Consider the following 16,799-nt stretch of genomic DNA (forward strand, 5'->3'; position numbering starts at 1 on the left):
GTTAACATCGGGAATCTCCCTTCCAGTAATCGAGAAGACCATGGACCGTCTCGAAGGGATGTCCATCCTGGTCGCAGTCGTCGATGCAGGCAGTTTGTCAGCCGCGGCCCGGCAACTCGGCCAGCCGTTGGCGACAGTCAGCCGCAAGGTCGGCGATCTCGAAACGCACCTGAAGACCCGCCTGCTTCATCGCACCACACGGCACCTCTCGCTCACCGAGGCCGGCGAGGCCTATGTCGCGTCGTGCCGGCGCATTCTCGAGGACATCGGCGAAATCGAACGCGCCGTGACCGGCGAATACGCGGCCCCGAAAGGCTCGCTCGTGGCCACGGCGCCCGTGGTCTTCGGGAGGTTGCATGTCGTCCCCGTAATGGCGGCATTTCTCGCGCACTATCCGGAAATCGATGCGCGCCTCGTGCTAACCGATCGCAACGTCAATTTTCTCGAAGACCATGTGGACGTGGCGGTGCGGATCGGCCAACTGCCGGACAGCAGCCTCGTTGCAATACGCCTCGGCGAAACGCGCACTGTGGTGTGTGCGAGCCCCGCGTATCTGGCCGAGCGCGGTACGCCGCAGAGCCCGTCTGAACTCGCCAATCATGCGTGCATCGGTTTCGAGGGAATCAATTCCTCGCGCGCGTGGACGTTTTCCGGTGAAAAATCGGAGCAGAGCGTGCCGATCCACGCGCGCCTCGTGACGAACACGGCAGAATCGGCCATCGACGCCGCGACGCTCGGCACCGGGTTGACACGGGTTCTGTCCTATCAGGTTGCGAGCGCCGTACAGGAGGGCCGGCTGCAACTCGTACTGGAAACCTTCGAGCTGCCGCCCATGCCGATCCATCTCGTCCATGCGGGCCAAACGCCGCTGCCGCTCAAGCTGCGCGCGTTTCTCGACTTCATGTCGCCGCGCCTCAAAGCTCGCATGCCCGCCGTTTGAGATCGAAGCCACTGCGGCCCGCTCAGAGGGTCGAGGTTTGTATCGCAATGTATCCATGCGCCGCTGCGATACAGGTCGTTGCAGAAACGCCCAGTCTCCAACACAAACCGGATACAAGCCGCTGTTGAAATACGACCCAACGAGTGATGCATGCGAGTAGCCAATGCGCAATCGAATGCCCCATCACTTCCCCATTAATATCGCATGCGATTTACTCGCTACCGATATTTAGTCGATCCAACGGAACGAACTGTTGCGCTGAACCGGCCTGAACCTCGTATTCCTCTTCATATTTCAAGGAGATGTTATGAAGAACACCCGCGCGGCCCTTGCGGCCACCTTCGCATTTTCGCTGACGGCGCTTGCCACCGGTGCACATGCTGACGCCAGCCCCACCCATACCCCGCAGGAAAAATGCTTCGGGGTCGCGCTCGCCGGCAAGAATGATTGCGCCGCGGGCGCCGGTACGTCGTGCGCGGCCACTTCGAAAGTCGACTATCAGGGCAACGCATTCGTCCTTGTCGACAAGGGCACCTGCACACATATCAAGACCCCCAAGGGTTACGGCTCGTTGAAGGCGACCTCATGATATCCACGTCCCGACAGCACGCCGCTCGCGCCGAGAGCCGCCGCGCGACGACCTCACCCGGCACGCCCGCCGACACGTTGCGGCGCATCCTCCCACCGGCACTGCAACTGCTCGTTGCGCGCCTTGGCATTGCCGCGATTTTCTTTCTTTCTGGGCGAACCAAGGTCCATGGTCTATTGACGATCAAGGCGTCGACCTACGAACTGTTTCGCAACGAGTACGCATTGCCATTGATTCCGCCTGAGATCGCCGCGCATCTTGCGACGTATACGGAACACCTCTGCCCCATTCTGCTCGTGCTTGGACTCTTCACGCGGTCTGCGGCAGCCATGCTGCTGGGCATGACGGCGGTGATCGAAATATTCGTGTATCCGGATGCGTGGCCAACGCACCTTAGCTGGGCCGGCCTCCTGCTTCCTTTGATCGTCCGGGGCGGCGGCGCATGGTCGCTTGACAGACTGCTGCGCCGGGGAGAAACGCTTACGCAGTAATTTCAGCATCATCGAGTGCGATCCATCACTCAATATTTGATACGCAATCCTTTTTTTATCGATTCCCAACACATCGCATCGAGGCCACTCCCGCCTCTGGAGACACGCAATGCGAATCCTGTCGACCCTGACACTCGCCGCCGCGGCGCTGAGCGCCCCGTTGATCGTATCCGCCGCCACGCCGCAAGCGCCGGCGGGCATCAAAAACATCGTCATCGTCCATGACGCCTTTACGGACGGCTCTGGCTGGCGCGTCGTTTTCGACATCCTGAGCCATAAGGGCTACAACGTCACCGTGGTTCAGGAACCGCTCACCACGCTCGACGCGGACGTGGCCGCCACCCGCAGTGCGATCGTGTCGGCCAGCGGCCCGGTGGTCCTGGTGGGCGACGGCTACGGCGGCTCGGTTATCACGGTAGCGGGCACACGGCCCAAAGTGAAGGCGCTTGTGTATGTCGCCGCGTTCCAGCCCGACGTTGGCGAGAGCGTCACCCAACTCGCCGCGTCCGTACCCGAACCGACTGACGACATCCATGCCACTCGAGACGGACATCTGTTCTTCGATCCCGCGAAGTTCTCCGCCGACTATGCGGGCGACCTGATCGCCAATCGCACGAACTTCATGGCGGCCTCGCAGATGCCCGCGACGGCTGCCGCATTCGGCGCGCAAACCCCGGACGCGGCGTGGCACGACAAGCCCAGCTACGGCGTCGTCGCGACCCAGGACCGTGCGCTGAGCCCCGACCTGCAGCGCTGGATGTACCAACGCGCGGGGGCGAAGGTCACCGAGGTCGCCGCAAGCCACGCCATCGTCATCTCTCAACCCGAGGCGGTCGCACAGGTGATCGAAGACGCCGCGCTCCACGCGAACTGACCGCCTGCGCGTCACAGAAACGCTGTACCTGCGGCTCGCACCGGGCCGTTTCCATTTTGTTTGCCCTTTCATACCACTTTGGAAAACTTATGAACCTCAACCTCAAATCCCGCGCCAGCCTGGCCGCAGCAGCAGCCCTCATCGCCGTGGCCACCGCATCGGCCGCAAGTGCCGCCAACGCGGCGGGTGCCGAGCAGCCGGGGCGCTGTTATGGCGTCAATTCGTGCAAGGGCCAAGGCCTCTGCGCGACCGCGAAGAATGATTGCAAGGGCCTAAACACGTGCAAGGGCAAGGGCGTGATCGTCAAGACGCCCACCGAGTGCCGTGCGCTAGGCGGCACGTTGACGGAACCGAAGTAATCCTGTATCTGGCCCGCTGCTCACGGGCGGGCCAGACGCCACCGATATTCATTGGCGGAGTCCGCACGATGCCTGCATCCAACCTACCCTTCTTCGGCTATGGCCTCGGCCTGCGCAGGGAACACTATCGCGACTTCCTCGAGACCGCCGTGCCGGTCGATTTCGTCGAGGTCATATCCGAGAACTTCATGGTCGAAGGCGGTCAGCCACGCGACATTCTGCGCCGGGTACGCGAGCGGCATACCGTCGCCCTGCACGGCGTGTCGATGTCGATTGGCTCGGCAGACAGCCTCGACCACGACTATCTTCGGCGCCTGAAGGCACTCGTCGACGAGATCGACCCGCTCTTCGTCTCCGACCATCTGAGCTGGTCGCGCATCGGGCGCTTCAACTCGCACGATCTGCTGCCCGTTCCCTACACCGAGGAAGCACTCGACGTGGTCTGCGCGCACATCTCGACGGCACAGGACGCGTTGGGTCGCACCATGCTGGTCGAAAATCCGTCGAGCTATCTCGCCTTCGACAATGCGCCCATGACCGAATGGGAGTTCATCGCGCGCATGAAGAAGCGCACCGGCTGCGAGCTGCTGCTCGACGTAAACAACATCTTCGTGAGTGCCACGAATCACGGCTTCGACCCCATCGCCTATCTGGATGGCATACCGGCCGGGTGCGTGCGTCAGATCCATCTAGCAGGGCATTCTCAGGATGACGGGCTGCTCATCGACACGCACGACAGCCCTGTGTGTGCCGACGTGTGGTCGCTCTATGCGAATGCGATCTCGCGGCTAGGACCGGTCGCGACGATGATCGAACGCGACGCCGATATTCCGCCGCTCGCCGACCTGCTCGTCGAACTCTCGCGTGCGCGTGCGCTCGCCTCGAAGCATTCGTCGTCGCGCGTCGCGGAGGCTGCATGAAACTTGCCGAGTGGCAACAGCATTTGCAGACGTGGCTCGTACGCGGCTCGGAGGACGCGGCGCGCCGCCTTGACGACCCTGCTGCGCCGGGGCTGGCCGTATATCAAAACAATTACCGCAGCCAGCTCGTCGACTGCCTGCAGCAGTCGTTCGTGCAGGTGCGCGAATGGATGGGCGATGAAGCCTTCCTGCAAGCGGCACTCACACACATCGATCGCCATCCTCCGCATGCGTGGACGCTCGACGCCTACCCTCACGAGTTTGGCGAAACACTCGCTTCGCTCTACCCGGACAACCCCGATCTGCACGAACTCGCGTGGATCGAGCGCGCGCTCGACGAAGCGTTTGTCGCGCGAGACGCTTCTTGCGTTCCCGACTCGACGCTCGCCGCAATCGACTGGGGGTCCGCCAGCCTGCAATTCACGCCATCGCTCAGGGTCCGCGCCGCCACGACCAATGCAGACGATATCTGGACGGCGCTGTGCCACGGAGCATCGCCACCCGGGGGGGAGATGCTCGCCGAGCCAGGCGGCTTGCTCGTCTGGCGGCGCGGCTTGACGTCCAGCCTCAAGCGCGTGGACGCCATCGAATACGAGGCCTTGCTGCATGTGCTGCGCAACCGCAGCTTCGCGTCGCTTTGCGACAGGCTGGCTGCCCGCCTCGGGGAGGCAGACGGCATCGCACGGGCTGGCACACTGCTCGCCACCTGGTTCGCGAGCGAACTCATTACCGGCGTCGAACACAGCCAGCTCGACGTTTGATTCTATTCAGGTTTGCTAACTTTTAAGCGCCGCGATCGTTGCAGCGCATGGAGATGATCATGACAACCACTCTGCCCAACCCCGTTTCAAACCGTACCCCCGTTCAGCGTCTGCACGTAGCGTCTTACACCGACGGCCTGCTCGGACCCAGCCAACCCATGTTGGGTCCGCTCGCCGACGGTGGCACACTGATCGCCGGCACGCCGCCTGGCTGCTGGGGTCCGATGATTACGCCGGCATTTCAGGGTGGCCATGAAGTGACCCGGCCGGTCGCCATTGCGGGCGCGGAAGTGGGCGACGCCGTCGCGCTGAAGATCGAGCGCATGCGCGTCACGTCGCTGGCGACGTCGTCCGGCGTCATGCAGTTCGTGGAAGGACGCTACCACGGCGATCCGTTCGTCGCCAAGTTTTGTCCGGCATGCGGCACGGAACATCCCGCAAGTCACCTCGAAGGCATTGGTGCAGACGCGGTGCGCTGCGATCATTGCGGCGCGGAAGCCAACGCGTTCCGCTTCAGGCACGGCTATGTGATCGTGTTCGATCACGAAAACCAGGTCAGCCTCACGGTCAACCAGAGCGTGGCGGATCGCCTGGCTGACAATGCTTCGCAGTTGTCGGCACTGCCCGAGCTTGCGGCACAGCACTCCATCCTCTCGCTCGCGCGCGCCGACATGCCGGGCGTGGCAGCCCACATGCGCCCCTTCCTTGGCAACATCGGCACGACGCCGTCCCACGATCTGCCCGATTCGCACAACTGCGCCGATTTCGGTCAGTACCTGATTGGCGCACCGCACCGTTACGCGTTGAGCGAAGAATTGCTCCACGCTGCCAGGACCGACGGCCACATGGACACCAATTCCGTGCGCGAGGGATGTATCGTGATCTGCCCGGTCAAGGTGCCGGGCGCCGGCGTTTATCTCGGCGACATGCACGCGCAGCAAGGCAACGGCGAAATCGCCGGGCACGCCACTGACGTCTCGGGCGAGACGGAGTTGAGCATCGAAGTGATCAAGCGACTGACGCTCGACGGGCCGATCCTGCTGCAAAACGTCGAAGATCTCCCGCCCATGGCGCGCCCCATGAGCGCCGCGCAACGCCGTTGCGTCGCGGAACTCGGGGCCCGTTGGGGGCAGCATGAGGTCGAGCAAAGCGGGCCGGTCACCTTCATCGGCAGTGGCGTCAATCTCAACGAAGCCACGGAAAACGGCTTGCGCCGTGCGTCGTCCGTGACCGGTTTGTCGTATGAAGAAGTGCTCAACCGCGCGACCATCACCGGTTCGATTGAAATCAGCCGCCTGCCGGGCACGGTGCGCGTCACCATCCTGTGCCCGCTGGCTATCCTCGACCGGATCGGAATCGGCCATCTCGTGCGCGAGAAGTACCGGCTTTCATAAATTTTTCGCTTCACTATTGACCGCGAGTATCAACTGTTATTCATCGCAGGTGGTTTTTGCCAGCATCGATCGTGCGTAACCTTGCTAGCAATAGGGGAAACGAATGGACATGTCAGCGATCACCGCTATGAAGGCTTCCGCGCCGGTCGCGCATGCGCTTCCGAAGCACCCGGCGCGGCACCGCGTATTTCGCGAGGGGCCGGCACCTATATCTGCATCCGCGGCCCGATTACCCGTTCCGCGCGATGTCACGTTTTCCGGAGGTCTTTCATGCAAGACGCGAACATACGTGAAGCGCTAAACGCGCACTGGCAAGCGTCGGCCGATGGCGATCTCGAAGCCGAGCACGATATCTACGCCGACGACGCCATCTGCGACTATCCCCAGTCGGGCGAGCGAATCCTCGGGCGGCGGAATCTGCAGGCACTTCGTGCGCATCATCCAGACAAGCCATCCGGCTTCAAAGTCAGGCGAATTCATGGCGAAGGCAAGCTCTGGGTGACTGAATACACGATCACTTATCAAGGGCGGTCCGCCTACACCGTGAGCATCATGGAACTGCGTCAAGGCAAGGTCGTTCACGAGACCCAGTATTTTTCGGAATCCTTCGAAGCGCCGGACTGGCGCATCCCATGGGCTCAGAAGATCGCATAGCGCCGCAGGGGATCCTCACGAAGCATTCAGTTAGCCAATGGCTAACATGGAGCTAGCCCCTCGGCGCCGTCCCAAGGCTCAGGGGGAGCACGCATACTCGCCGCAAACGGAAGGCCACACGCGCGAGTCTCCGGTCAGAACAAGCGCTCCTGCGGATTCGACGAGCAGCTTTTCGCCAGCAAGCCTTGTTGCAGTTCGAAGCTCCGGGGACCTCTGTGATTGATGATTCTGGCTCGACGTTGGTGACGGGCGTGCCGATCGACTTGTGCATCTGGATTTGCTAACTGACGATGGCGGCGCGACATGGCGACAGGCGCTTCCGGCCATCCACGCAATGATCTTGCCGAACGCGGGCGCAGACCGATATCGGCGGGCACGCAAAATGACGATGGCCGGCCATGCCCGCGCCGGCTATCTTCAAGCGCGCGGCGTATTCACGCCGCGTCCGGCTTATTTGGCGACGGGCATCGCAAACTCTGCGCCCTTTTCGATGCTGTCGGGCCAGCGCTGCGTTACGCTCTTGTAGCGCGTATAGAAGCGCACCGCTTCCTCGCCGTATGCGTGATGGTCACCGAACAGCGAACGCTTCCAGCCGCCGAACGAATGCCAGGCCGACGGCACCGGACTCGGCACATTGATGCCCACCATGCCGATCTGGATCTGCCGGGTGAAGGTGCGCGCCGCGGCGCCATCTGCCGTAAACAGTGTGACGCAGTTCCCGAGTTCATGCGCGTTGACGAGCCCAATGGCACTGGCAAGATCGGGCACGCGCACCACCGAAAGAACCGGCCCGAAAATTTCCTCCCGATAGATTTTCATATCCGGCTTCACGTCGTCAAAGAGCGAGCCGCCGAGAAAGAAGCCCTCTTCGTGGCCGGGCACGGTATGGCCGCGCCCATCGACCACGAGCTTCGCGCCGGCCGCGACACCCGCGTCGATATACCCCAACACCTTGCTGCGATGCGCCGCACTGATAAGCGGGCCCATGTCGAGATCAGGCTCCATGCCCGCACCGATGCGCAGCGAACGTACGCGCGGCACGAGGCGCTCGATCAGTTCGTCGCCAACGCTACCCACCGCCACCGCGACCGAGGTCGCCATGCAGCGCTCGCCGGCCGAGCCATAGGCCGAATTGATGAGCGCATCCACGGCTTGATCGAGATTTGCATCGGGCATGACAACGAGATGGTTCTTCGCACTGCCCAACGCCTGCACGCGCTTGCCGCGTTTGGCGCCCTCGGCGTAGATATATTCGGCCACGGGCGTGGAGGCGACGACGGACATCGCGGCCACGTCGGGATGCTGGATCAGCGCGTCGACGGTGCCCCTGTCGCCATTCACCACGTTGAACACGCCTTTGGGAAAGCCCGCCTCGATGAACAGCTCCGCCAGCCGGATCGACGACGACGGCGTGCGCTCCGAAGGCTTGAGAATGAACGTGTTGCCGGTCGCGGCCGCCATGACGAACATCCAGCACGGCACCACCACCGGGAAATTGAACGGTGTGACGCCGGCAATCACGCCCACAGGCTGACGCAGATTCCAGCTATCGATGCCGGCGCTGCTCTGATCGGTGAAATCGGTCTTGAGCAGATTCGGAATGCCGCATGCAAACTCGACGATTTCGATACCACGCATCACCTCGCCCCTGGCATCCGAAAACAGCTTGCCGTGGTCGCGCGTAATGAGTTCCGCGATTTCGTCCAGATGCGCCTCGAGTAGTTCCTTGAACTTGAACATCAAACGCGCACGCTTGAGCGGCGGGGTTTCGCTCCAGGCCGCAAACGCGGTTTTCGCGGCCGCCACGGCAGCGGCCACCTCAGCGGTGTTGGCAACCGGCACGCGAGCCGTAATCCGGCCCCGCGCCGGATCGTATACGTCGTTGAATCGCCCGCTCACGCCAGCGGTGCCTTGACCGTCGACGAAATGATTAAGTTGGCGCACCGCGCCCTGGTTTGCTTCGCTCATACGTCCTTCCTTTAGGGGAATATGGGCGCCGCCGGTGGATCGCAAGAGGTCCGCGTCGCAGCGCGCATCACGTCAAGTGGCCGGGCATCTCCGTGACTCCCCGCCAGGATCAGCAGTCATCGACTGCTAACCAAAACAGTCTACTTTTTATGGCTCAGCGTCGATGCGCTAGCTACGACGGTTTGGGGACATTCCCGGATCATTTCGGGCCAGTTCCAGGCGCGCACGTAAATCATTACCCGCCGTATGTCGACTCCCAGCCCCCACCCAGCGCTTTACAGAGCGTGATGAGATTCGTAGCCGCCGTTGCCTTGCTTTGCTCGAGATTGCTCTGTGCTTCGAGCAACTGCTTTTGCACGTTCAATACGTCGAGATAGTCGAGCGCCCCAGCCTTGTAACGTTCGCGCGCGACCGAGAGCGCGCGCTCGTTCATGGTCACGGCCTGAGCCAGCCGATCGCGGCGACGCTGTTCGGCGTCGTAGGTGACCAATGCGTCGTCCACTTCCTGCCATGCGCGCAGCACCGTTTGCTTGTAGGCAATCGCGGCTTCCTGCTGTTGCGCCTCCCGCAGTTGGAGCGTCCCCTTCAGGCGTCCGCCCTCGAAAATCGGAAACGTAATGGAAGGTCCAACGACAAACTGCCCCGACGCCCAACTGGCCAGACTCGAGAGTTGAAGACTCTGAAAGCCCGCGCTCCCATTGAGCATGATGCGCGGATAAAAATCAGCCTTCGCTACGCCGATCGATGCCGTCGCCGCGTGCAGTTCGGCCTCCGCCTTGCGGATATCCGGCCGGCGCTGCACGAGTTCGGAAGGAAAACCGATAGGCACCTGCGCGGGAAGCACAGGCACCGCCTGCGGTTCTCCCAGCGTCTTGCGCAGCGCGCCGGGTTCCTCGCCGAGCAGCAGGCCGATCGCATTGATCGTCGTTTCGGAGTGCGATTCGAGCGTGGGAATCAGGCTTTCAATGTTCTCTACCTGCGCCGACGCATTCGAAACATCGAGATCCGTCGTGACGCCTTCATGCGCGCGGACCTGCGTGAGCCTCAGGGCATCGTTGGCAATCTCGAGGTTCTGATTCGCGATCCGCAGGAGTTCCTGCGTGTCGCGCAGTTCGACATAGTCTCGTGCCAGCTCCGCGCGCGCGCTCAGCAAGACCGCGTTGCGGTCCTCATATGAGGCTTCGGAAAGCGCCGTCGCCGCTTCGACGCTGCGTCGCACGCGGCCCCAGATATCGATCTCCCATGAGGCGTCGAACCCGACCTGATACAGGTTATAGGCGGGCGAGCCCTTGGAGCCCGGCATCGCCGAAACGCCAAGCGGCGCGCTGCCGGAAGCAGACTGTGACTGTGTTTGCGTAGGCGTGACGCCGAGTAACGACAGGATGCCGTTTTCGCTGCCGCGTTCGCGGTTATACGATGCGGCGGCGTCGAGCGTCGGATATTCGGCGGCGCCCGCCACGCGGCGCTCGGCCCGGCTCTGCAGCAGGCGTGCGGAGGCCGCCGCCACATCCAGGTTTGCGTCCGCCAGCCGCTTTTCCAACCCGTTCAATACCGGATCGTCGAACAGCGTCCACCATTCCGGACCAAACTGGCCTTCCACGGCCTTGCTCGGCGACTGTGCTGCCTGCGTACGGTTGAAGACCTCTGGCGTCGTCGCCTGCGGTGGTTCGAAGTTGGGGCCTACAGTGCAAGCCGTTATTGCAAGGCAAGCGAGAGCCGTGAGCAGGGTCCCGCGGGTCGAGTATCCGCTTGCGTTCATTTTCTTTCCGCTCCCTCTGCCGTCGCCTCTCCACCCCGGCCAACGGTCACTTCCGCTTCAACCGAGAGCCCAACGCTCAACGCCGATGCAGCCGGCTGCCCGCGATCGATCGTGATCTTGACAGGCACGCGCTGCACGACCTTCGTGAAGTTGCCCGTTGCGTTGTCTGGCGCAATGGGCGCGAAGCTCACGCCAGTCGCCGGCGCAAGGCTGTCGATGCGGCCTCGGATCACGACGCCGGGAAGACTGTCGACCGTCACGCGCGCGCTTTCACCCGGCCGCATATTGGTAATCTGGCTCTCCTGGAAGTTGGCGATCACATACGCGTCCGCGAGCGGGACGATTGCCAGCACCGGAGCACCGGGCGTCACGAATGCGCCAACCCGCGCCGACCGGCGCCCAACCTTGCCGTCTACCGGCGCCCGGATCTCCGTATAGGAGAGGTTGAGCTTCGCCTGCTCGAGCGCCGCTTCGGCGTGCTCCAGTGCGCCCGCGGCCTTGTCGCGCTGCGTGCGCAGGACGTCCAGATTCTGCTCGGTGGCCGACAACGCCGCCTGGTCGTGCGCCTGCTGCGCGAGCTGCTCGGCGAGTGTGCTCGACGACTGTTGTTGCTCCTGCGCGGTCCCCGCACCGGCCGTGGAAAGATTCTGATAGCGCGCAGCGTTGGCCCGCGCGAAGCCAATCGACGCTTCGTCGGCCCGCAGCGTGGCGCGCGCCTGATCGACCAGCGAGGGCTGGCGTGCAATCTCCGCATCGAAGTTTGCAACCGCTGCCTTTGCCCCCAGCACCTCCGCCTCGGCGCTCATCAATGCCGCGCGAAAGTCGCGGTCGTCGATCCGCACGAGCAGTTCGCCCGCCTTCACGTCTTCGTTATCGTTCGCCAATACCTCCGTGATCTGCCCCGCGACACGCGGCGCGACGAGCGTGAAATCCGCCGTGACGTATGCATCATTGGTGGATTCCGAATTGGAGCGGGACAAAAGCTTCATGCCGGCCCATGCAGCGACGCCGATCACGACGATGATGGCTGCAGTACGGATCCACTTAAACTTGGACGGGGTGAGTGTGGGGGTGGGTGTCAGGGTGGGTTTGGTCGATGACATGGAAAACGTCCCTTAATTCGAAGCGGGCGGCGTAGTGCTCCACGGCGGATAAATGCGCACCGGCAGCACAGGAACAAGAACAAGCAGAGCGAGCGCGACGCACGCCATCACACGATAGAGATCGGCGGAAGTCAGAACGACCGCCTGCTCGTGAATACGGTGTGCAAGTTGCCCAAGGGCATAGGGCGTGTCGAGGCTCTGGCCTGTCACCAGCGCGTGGTTTCCTAGCTGATCGACGAGCATGCTCGAATGGAAATGCTCGCGCGCGGTCCCCACCCCCTCTATCAGGCCCGTCGCCATGGCGGCCGAGAACGTCTTGACGGTATTGAACATCGCCGAAGCGAACGGGCCTTCCGTCGGCGGCAAACCCGTCGTGACACCCATCAGGATCGACATGATCACCATGGGCTGCGCGATGATCTGCAGCGACTGCAGCACGTAGAAGTTGTTACGAATCCACTCGGAAGTCATGAAGCTTCCCATTACGCACGTCGCGAACATCAGGGACAGACCTATGGCAATCACCCAGCGGTGATCGGCACGCCGCGTATTCAACAAAGCCGCTGTCAAAGGGAGTGTAACCAGCAACGGAACGGCCAGAAACAACGAGAGCGGCGCTACCTGTAGCGGCCTGTATGCGTGAATCCTGGCGAGAAATTGTCCGGGGATTGCCGCCACGCCCACCAGCAGGATCACGGTGCCGAGCAACGTCGAGAGTCCATGGGTGAAATTCCTGCGAGCCAGCAATTGAAGCTTGAAAAATGGTACCGGCTGAAACCACTCATTGACGAGAAACATCACGAGCAGCAGCCCACCTGCGCAGAACATGAAGCGGATGAACTCCGATTCGAACCAGTCGAGCCGATCGCCTTGAAAAAGCCCGGTCACAAGCATTGCAAACGCGGGGAAGCCCGTAACGACCCCGATCCAGTTGAACCTGCGAAAGCGTTCGAGCTTCACCGGATCGGCGGGCAGCCCCTGCTGAATCGCGATACAGCACAGCACACCGAGCGGAATGATTTGCCAGAATGCCATGCGCCAACTCACGAACTCCGTCCACAACGCTGCCAGCGGCGTGCCGAGCGCAGGGCCGAAGGTCGCCGTGAGCGCATAGCCGGCAAGGCCATACAGCTTGAATTCGGGCGGCAGATAACGCAGCGCCACGATGATCAGCATGGGGGGCAGGCAACCGCCCGCGATTCCCTGGAGGATACGCAAGACATAGAGCGTCGCCAGATTCGGTGCGAACGGGCAAAGCAATCCGAAGAACATGGTGGCAAGCACCGCGCCGATTGTGAAGCGCTTCAGCGTAAAGGTGATGCCGAACCAGGGTGCAAATACCATCGTGGCGACGTTGGCGGCCTCGAAGAGCGCGGTCAGCCACGTCCCATCGTCGTGTCCGATCAGGAGCGCGCCCTGGACATCGGCCATCGCCGCGGCGGTGACTTGCTCATTGAGGATGGCCAGCAGCGAAGCGAACAACATGCCGAGCAGGCCCACAACAATGCGGAGCGTAAACGCCGCTTGCGCAGGAGTCGGTTGCGTCGGCTCCGCCACCACGCGCACGGGGCGTTGATCCGGCAACTGCGGGGCGGTTGCCGCTTCCGTTCCAGTCGTCGAGGGGTTCGCGGTCGTCATGGGGATCAGCTACTGTTGGTCAGAGACATTGCTCGCGGCGATCGAACATGCCGAGCCAGCCGTTGAATCGACCCGGTATGGGTTTGACTTCGGGCATCGCGGAATACATCTCAAATTCTCTCGTTTCGTTAGCGCTACTTCTTTATGTGGACATTTCTCCCTGTAGCGATTCATCCGCCTGCACCCTCATCGATACGATGATTGCGCCGCTTTGCGGTGCCGGATCGCCGCGGATTGTTGCTGTCCGTTGAGTGCTTTATTGTCAGAGACGAACCCAATTTCTCAAAGTCTCGGTTGGTCCGATTTTGGGCCATCTAGTACGAGATTTTTGCCACGTTGTCCCGTCATCCGTGTGCGGCGCTCGTGCGCTGTGCCCCACCTTGTCATGTCAGGGCAATTACCCTGCTGCGCGCGACAAGCAGCGCGTACACAAGCAGGCGGCTCGACGCAAGCCTCACTGCTTACGCATGGGTCATTCATGCGCTGTTTTGAGCCAAACGAGGTTGTGCGGCGCTACCAGGCGGCACTCGATGCTTAGAATCGCGCCGTATGCACCGAGGTCGAGGGTAAATCGCGATAGACACGTTCAATCGACGTTTGCTAACGCACTCACATCGGCACGCGCGGGACGGCTTTTGGTTTTACTTTTACTTTCCGTTTGCAAAGGACTCAGATCAGGGAGTCAAGATGGACAGACTACGCGAGATGGAGGTTTTTGTGGCCATCCTCGAACGAGGCAGCTTTAGCGCTGCATCCGAAAAATTCGGCTTGTCGCGCGCGGCGGTTTCGCGGGCAGTCAACTCGCTCGAAGCACGCTTGGGCGCTCAGTTGCTGGCACGCACGACGCGCTCGGTCCGGCCCACGGATGCGGGCACCGCTTACCTCGATGCCTGCCGCAAGCTGCTGGATGGCATTAGCGACGCTGAGTCGCATATCGCCGCGGATCCCGAGAATCCTGTGGGCACGCTCACGATTACGGCGCCGGTCCAACTCGGTCAGCGGTTTATCGCTCCGCTCGTCAACGCCTATACCCATCGCTATCCCGACGTCAGCGTGAACGCGGTTTATCTTGATCGCCCCACGCGCCTGCTTGAAGAAGGCGTGGATATCGCCATACGCATTGGTCATCTCGAAGATTCGTCGACATTCGCGGTGCGGTTAGGGTCGGTGCGCCGGCAAACCTTCGCGTCGCCCGCTTATCTTGCCGAGCGCGGAGAACCCATGCACCCGAGAGACCTTGTCGACCACCATTGTGTTTCCTTTACCGGCGTTTCCCAACCGCTCGAGTGGATATTTTACGAGAACAATTCAAAGATTCCCGTACGGCTGCGGCCGCGCTTGATCGTCAATCTGGCACCCGCCGCCATTTCCGCGGCGCAAGACGGCGTGGGCATCACGCAGTTGCTGTCGTATCAAGCCACAACCGAAGTGTCCTCGGGAAATCTACTGCCAATCTTGAGGGCGTACGAGCCCGAGTCACTGCCGGTCAATCTGCTTCATGTCGAACGGCGCGGGACGAGCGGAAAGATTCGGTCCTTCGTGGAATTTGTTACCGAAACGCTGCGAAAAAATGCGCACCTTCAGTGCGGAAGCGGCGTGACATCCGAAGGGCTTTGCACGCCGGATTTCGAAGCGCACGTGCAATATCTACAGCCGCTTATTCATTCACCCGACACCTCAGCCACAACTCGAAGCTCGCGGTAAGCGCTCACGAGTGCGTCGAGGCTGAACGACCGGTTCAAGCCGCTCGGATTTGGCAAGACCCATGTGCGTGCGCCGCCGAATCGACTGGCTTGCGAACCCCACTCGAGATCTCGCTTGCCGGACATTTCGGCAAGCGCCATCTTGCCGAGAAAGGCGACGAACTTTGGCGCGTAGTGTCGAATCTTCAGTTCGAACTGCGCCGCAGCGGCTTGAATTTCCGCGCTCGACAATTCGTCCGCGCGCGCCGTCGCGCGCGAAACTGCCGTAGTCAGACCAAAGCCATACTGCAGCAATTCGCGGTCGTTCTCCGGCCGAAACTCTTCCTTCGTAAAGCCGGCGCGATGGAGAACTCGCCAGAACCGGTTCCCCCTGCCATCGAAGTGGTGACCCGTAGCCACCGCACGCAAACCCGGATTGACCCCGCAAAAGAGGACCGACAAACCGGGCTCGATGATATCGGGAAGGCCTCGCGCGGAACCAGCATTCGCACACTCCAGCAGGGAACTGTTGTTACGCACTCGCCTCCCCGCGGAAGCGCAGGCGATACTGTTTTGGCGTCACATTCAAACGCCGCGAGAACGTCGTGCGCATATGCGTCGCGCTATGAAACCCGCATTTGAATGCGACGGTCTTGAGCGGTGCGTCCGTGTCCTCGAGCAGTTTCCTCGCCGTGTCGACACGAACTTGCTCGACGAATACGGAGGGTGTGACTTTAGCGTTCTTCGCGAATATGCGCGACAGGGTACGGCGACTCACGGCTGCCGCGCTCGCAAGCGCCTCGATCGAAAGCGTGTCGGTGATGTGTTCGCTCACGTAGCGATACACCTTGCTGAGTATCGGGTCTTCGTCCTTACCAGCGCCGATATATGGGCTGTACTGGGACTGACCGCCTTCGCGCTGGATATACACCACCAGCCGCTTCGCAACGCGCACTGCCAGTTCGTGTCCCCAGTCTTCCGCAACGAGGGCCAGACATAAATCGATGCCCGCGGTCACGCCCGCAGATGTGAATAGCCGGCCGTCGCGAACGAAAATCCGGTCTGGCTGCACATTGGCGCGCGGAAATTCGGTAGACAGGCGACCGGCATCCGACCAATGCGTCGTCACTTCCTTCCCATCGAGCAATCCCGCATGAGCGAGCACGAATGCGCCGTTGCACACGGAGCCAAAGCGGCTCGCACTGTGAGCCTGATTTTGCAGCCACGCCAGCAACTCGTTCGACGGATGAGCGTCGGGCAACTGCGGCCCTCCGGCTACCAGCAGCAGGTCCCATTGAACGTCTCGATCGGCATAGCCGAGCGAGACCGCCAGTTGCATGCCGTTGGAGCAGGTCACGGTGCCCGCCTCTCGCCCTACGAGCGTCACCTCGTATCGCTGATGCTCGGAAAGGAACGTGTTCGCCTCGGCAAACACATCGAGTGGGCCTGCTACATCTAGCGCCTGCGCACCATCGAATACAACAATGGCGACTTTCATGCCGTGACCTTCATTGGTGGTAGCTCTGCTCGTGTCATACAGCCTGCCGGCGCGAGATCGACACAAGCCCTCAACGCGCCGCGTCCCGACGACGACCGTGGCGCAGCTTACCGCATCATCGCTGCGCCGTGCCGTCTGTCCCCGGAAAAAGTATTTTGCTTTGGTGTAA

16 protein-coding genes are annotated in these 16,799 nt (G+C 61.8%); 10 read left to right on the top strand and 6 right to left on the bottom strand.

Annotation, left to right across the window (positions count from 1 at the left end):
* Nucleotides 1-40: 40 nt before the first annotated feature.
* From BHE01S_RS06185 to BHE01S_RS06225, 9 genes are all read left to right on the top strand, one after another.
* Nucleotides 41-940 carry a LysR family transcriptional regulator gene (locus BHE01S_RS06185; protein ID WP_042261700.1) on the top strand — a complete coding sequence of 300 codons (900 nt, stop codon included), beginning with the start codon at nucleotides 41-43 and terminating at the stop codon, nucleotides 938-940.
* A 307-nt stretch (nucleotides 941-1,247) separates the two neighbouring features.
* Entirely contained in the window at nucleotides 1,248-1,529 is a 282-nt protein-coding gene (locus tag BHE01S_RS06190; protein WP_042261703.1) for a BufA1 family periplasmic bufferin-type metallophore, read from the top strand.
* Nucleotides 1,526-2,020, top strand: a complete 495-nt coding sequence (locus BHE01S_RS06195; RefSeq protein ID WP_084068605.1) for a DoxX family protein — start codon at nucleotides 1,526-1,528, stop codon at nucleotides 2,018-2,020. The genes BHE01S_RS06190 and BHE01S_RS06195 overlap by 4 nt, the downstream gene beginning before the upstream one ends.
* Nucleotides 2,021-2,129: 109 nt before the next feature.
* Nucleotides 2,130-2,894 carry an alpha/beta hydrolase gene (locus BHE01S_RS06200; protein WP_042261704.1) on the top strand — a complete coding sequence of 255 codons (765 nt, stop codon included), beginning with the start codon at nucleotides 2,130-2,132 and terminating at the stop codon, nucleotides 2,892-2,894.
* Between the two features lie 89 nt (nucleotides 2,895-2,983).
* Nucleotides 2,984-3,253, top strand: coding sequence for a BufA2 family periplasmic bufferin-type metallophore (gene bufA2 / locus BHE01S_RS06205; RefSeq protein ID WP_042261706.1), 270 nt, complete (start codon nucleotides 2,984-2,986; stop codon nucleotides 3,251-3,253).
* 68 nt (nucleotides 3,254-3,321) lie between these two features.
* Nucleotides 3,322-4,173, top strand: a complete 852-nt coding sequence (bufB, locus tag BHE01S_RS06210; RefSeq protein WP_042261708.1) for an MNIO family bufferin maturase — start codon at nucleotides 3,322-3,324, stop codon at nucleotides 4,171-4,173.
* A complete protein-coding gene (locus BHE01S_RS06215; RefSeq protein WP_042261709.1) occupies nucleotides 4,170-4,934 on the top strand; it encodes an HvfC/BufC N-terminal domain-containing protein in 765 nt (254 codons plus the stop codon). Before bufB ends, BHE01S_RS06215 begins: the two co-directional genes overlap by 4 nt.
* Before the next feature lie 59 nt (nucleotides 4,935-4,993).
* Nucleotides 4,994-6,328: an acetamidase/formamidase family protein gene (locus tag BHE01S_RS06220; RefSeq protein WP_157025164.1), complete on the top strand. Its 1,335-nt coding sequence runs from the start codon at nucleotides 4,994-4,996 to the stop codon at nucleotides 6,326-6,328.
* Between the two features lie 270 nt (nucleotides 6,329-6,598).
* Nucleotides 6,599-6,982, top strand: a complete 384-nt coding sequence (locus BHE01S_RS06225) for a nuclear transport factor 2 family protein (RefSeq protein WP_042261710.1) — start codon at nucleotides 6,599-6,601, stop codon at nucleotides 6,980-6,982.
* A 450-nt stretch (nucleotides 6,983-7,432) separates the two neighbouring features.
* On the opposite strand, the gene BHE01S_RS06230 is transcribed toward BHE01S_RS06225, so the two are convergent.
* The 4 genes from BHE01S_RS06230 to BHE01S_RS06245 all read right to left on the bottom strand — a co-directional run bounded on the left by BHE01S_RS06230 (nucleotide 7,433) and on the right by BHE01S_RS06245 (nucleotide 13,450).
* Nucleotides 7,433-8,950 (bottom strand): CoA-acylating methylmalonate-semialdehyde dehydrogenase, encoded by a 1,518-nt coding sequence (locus BHE01S_RS06230; protein ID WP_042261711.1) that lies wholly within the window; start codon nucleotides 8,948-8,950, stop codon nucleotides 7,433-7,435.
* Nucleotides 8,951-9,185: 235 nt separating this feature from the next.
* Nucleotides 9,186-10,709, bottom strand: a complete 1,524-nt coding sequence (locus BHE01S_RS06235; RefSeq protein ID WP_042261712.1) for an efflux transporter outer membrane subunit — start codon at nucleotides 10,707-10,709, stop codon at nucleotides 9,186-9,188.
* Entirely contained in the window at nucleotides 10,706-11,698 is a 993-nt protein-coding gene (locus BHE01S_RS06240) for an HlyD family secretion protein (RefSeq protein ID WP_084068636.1), read from the bottom strand. The genes BHE01S_RS06235 and BHE01S_RS06240 overlap by 4 nt, the downstream gene beginning before the upstream one ends.
* A gap of 126 nt (nucleotides 11,699-11,824) precedes the next feature.
* A complete protein-coding gene (locus BHE01S_RS06245; protein WP_084068607.1) occupies nucleotides 11,825-13,450 on the bottom strand; it encodes an MFS transporter in 1,626 nt (541 codons plus the stop codon).
* Between the two features lie 687 nt (nucleotides 13,451-14,137).
* Here BHE01S_RS06245 and BHE01S_RS06250 point away from each other — a divergent pair.
* Entirely contained in the window at nucleotides 14,138-15,154 is a 1,017-nt protein-coding gene (locus BHE01S_RS06250; RefSeq protein WP_084068609.1) for a LysR family transcriptional regulator, read from the top strand.
* Here BHE01S_RS06250 and mug read toward each other — a convergent pair.
* Both mug and BHE01S_RS06260 read right to left on the bottom strand, forming a co-directional pair.
* Entirely contained in the window at nucleotides 15,112-15,672 is a 561-nt protein-coding gene (gene mug, locus BHE01S_RS06255) for a G/U mismatch-specific DNA glycosylase (protein ID WP_042261715.1), read from the bottom strand. The genes BHE01S_RS06250 and mug overlap by 43 nt on opposite strands.
* Nucleotides 15,665-16,630, bottom strand: coding sequence for a GlxA family transcriptional regulator (locus tag BHE01S_RS06260; protein ID WP_042261717.1), 966 nt, complete (start codon nucleotides 16,628-16,630; stop codon nucleotides 15,665-15,667). The genes mug and BHE01S_RS06260 overlap by 8 nt, the downstream gene beginning before the upstream one ends.
* Nucleotides 16,631-16,799 lie beyond the last annotated feature (169 nt).

This window comes from Paraburkholderia heleia NBRC 101817, from assembly GCF_000739775.1.
Classification (GTDB): domain Bacteria; phylum Pseudomonadota; class Gammaproteobacteria; order Burkholderiales; family Burkholderiaceae; genus Paraburkholderia; species Paraburkholderia heleia.

Bases quoted from the DNA above. Each gene is read 5' to 3' on its own strand.
- BHE01S_RS06185 (WP_042261700.1), top strand. From the start codon at position 41: ATGGACCGTCTCGAAGGGATGTCCATCCTGGTCGCAGTCGTCGATGCA.
- BHE01S_RS06190 (WP_042261703.1), top strand. From the start codon at position 1,248: ATGAAGAACACCCGCGCGGCCCTTGCGGCCACCTTCGCATTTTCGCTG.
- BHE01S_RS06195 (WP_084068605.1), top strand. From the start codon at position 1,526: ATGATATCCACGTCCCGACAGCACGCCGCTCGCGCCGAGAGCCGCCGC.
- BHE01S_RS06200 (WP_042261704.1), top strand. From the start codon at position 2,130: ATGCGAATCCTGTCGACCCTGACACTCGCCGCCGCGGCGCTGAGCGCC.
- bufA2 (WP_042261706.1), top strand. From the start codon at position 2,984: ATGAACCTCAACCTCAAATCCCGCGCCAGCCTGGCCGCAGCAGCAGCC.
- bufB (WP_042261708.1), top strand. From the start codon at position 3,322: ATGCCTGCATCCAACCTACCCTTCTTCGGCTATGGCCTCGGCCTGCGC.
- BHE01S_RS06215 (WP_042261709.1), top strand. From the start codon at position 4,170: ATGAAACTTGCCGAGTGGCAACAGCATTTGCAGACGTGGCTCGTACGC.
- BHE01S_RS06220 (WP_157025164.1), top strand. From the start codon at position 4,994: ATGACAACCACTCTGCCCAACCCCGTTTCAAACCGTACCCCCGTTCAG.
- BHE01S_RS06225 (WP_042261710.1), top strand. From the start codon at position 6,599: ATGCAAGACGCGAACATACGTGAAGCGCTAAACGCGCACTGGCAAGCG.
- BHE01S_RS06230 (WP_042261711.1), bottom strand. From the start codon at position 8,950: ATGAGCGAAGCAAACCAGGGCGCGGTGCGCCAACTTAATCATTTCGTC.
- BHE01S_RS06235 (WP_042261712.1), bottom strand. From the start codon at position 10,709: ATGAACGCAAGCGGATACTCGACCCGCGGGACCCTGCTCACGGCTCTC.
- BHE01S_RS06240 (WP_084068636.1), bottom strand. From the start codon at position 11,698: ATGAAGCTTTTGTCCCGCTCCAATTCGGAATCCACCAATGATGCATAC.
- BHE01S_RS06245 (WP_084068607.1), bottom strand. From the start codon at position 13,450: ATGACGACCGCGAACCCCTCGACGACTGGAACGGAAGCGGCAACCGCC.
- BHE01S_RS06250 (WP_084068609.1), top strand. From the start codon at position 14,138: ATGGACAGACTACGCGAGATGGAGGTTTTTGTGGCCATCCTCGAACGA.
- BHE01S_RS06260 (WP_042261717.1), bottom strand. From the start codon at position 16,630: ATGAAAGTCGCCATTGTTGTATTCGATGGTGCGCAGGCGCTAGATGTA.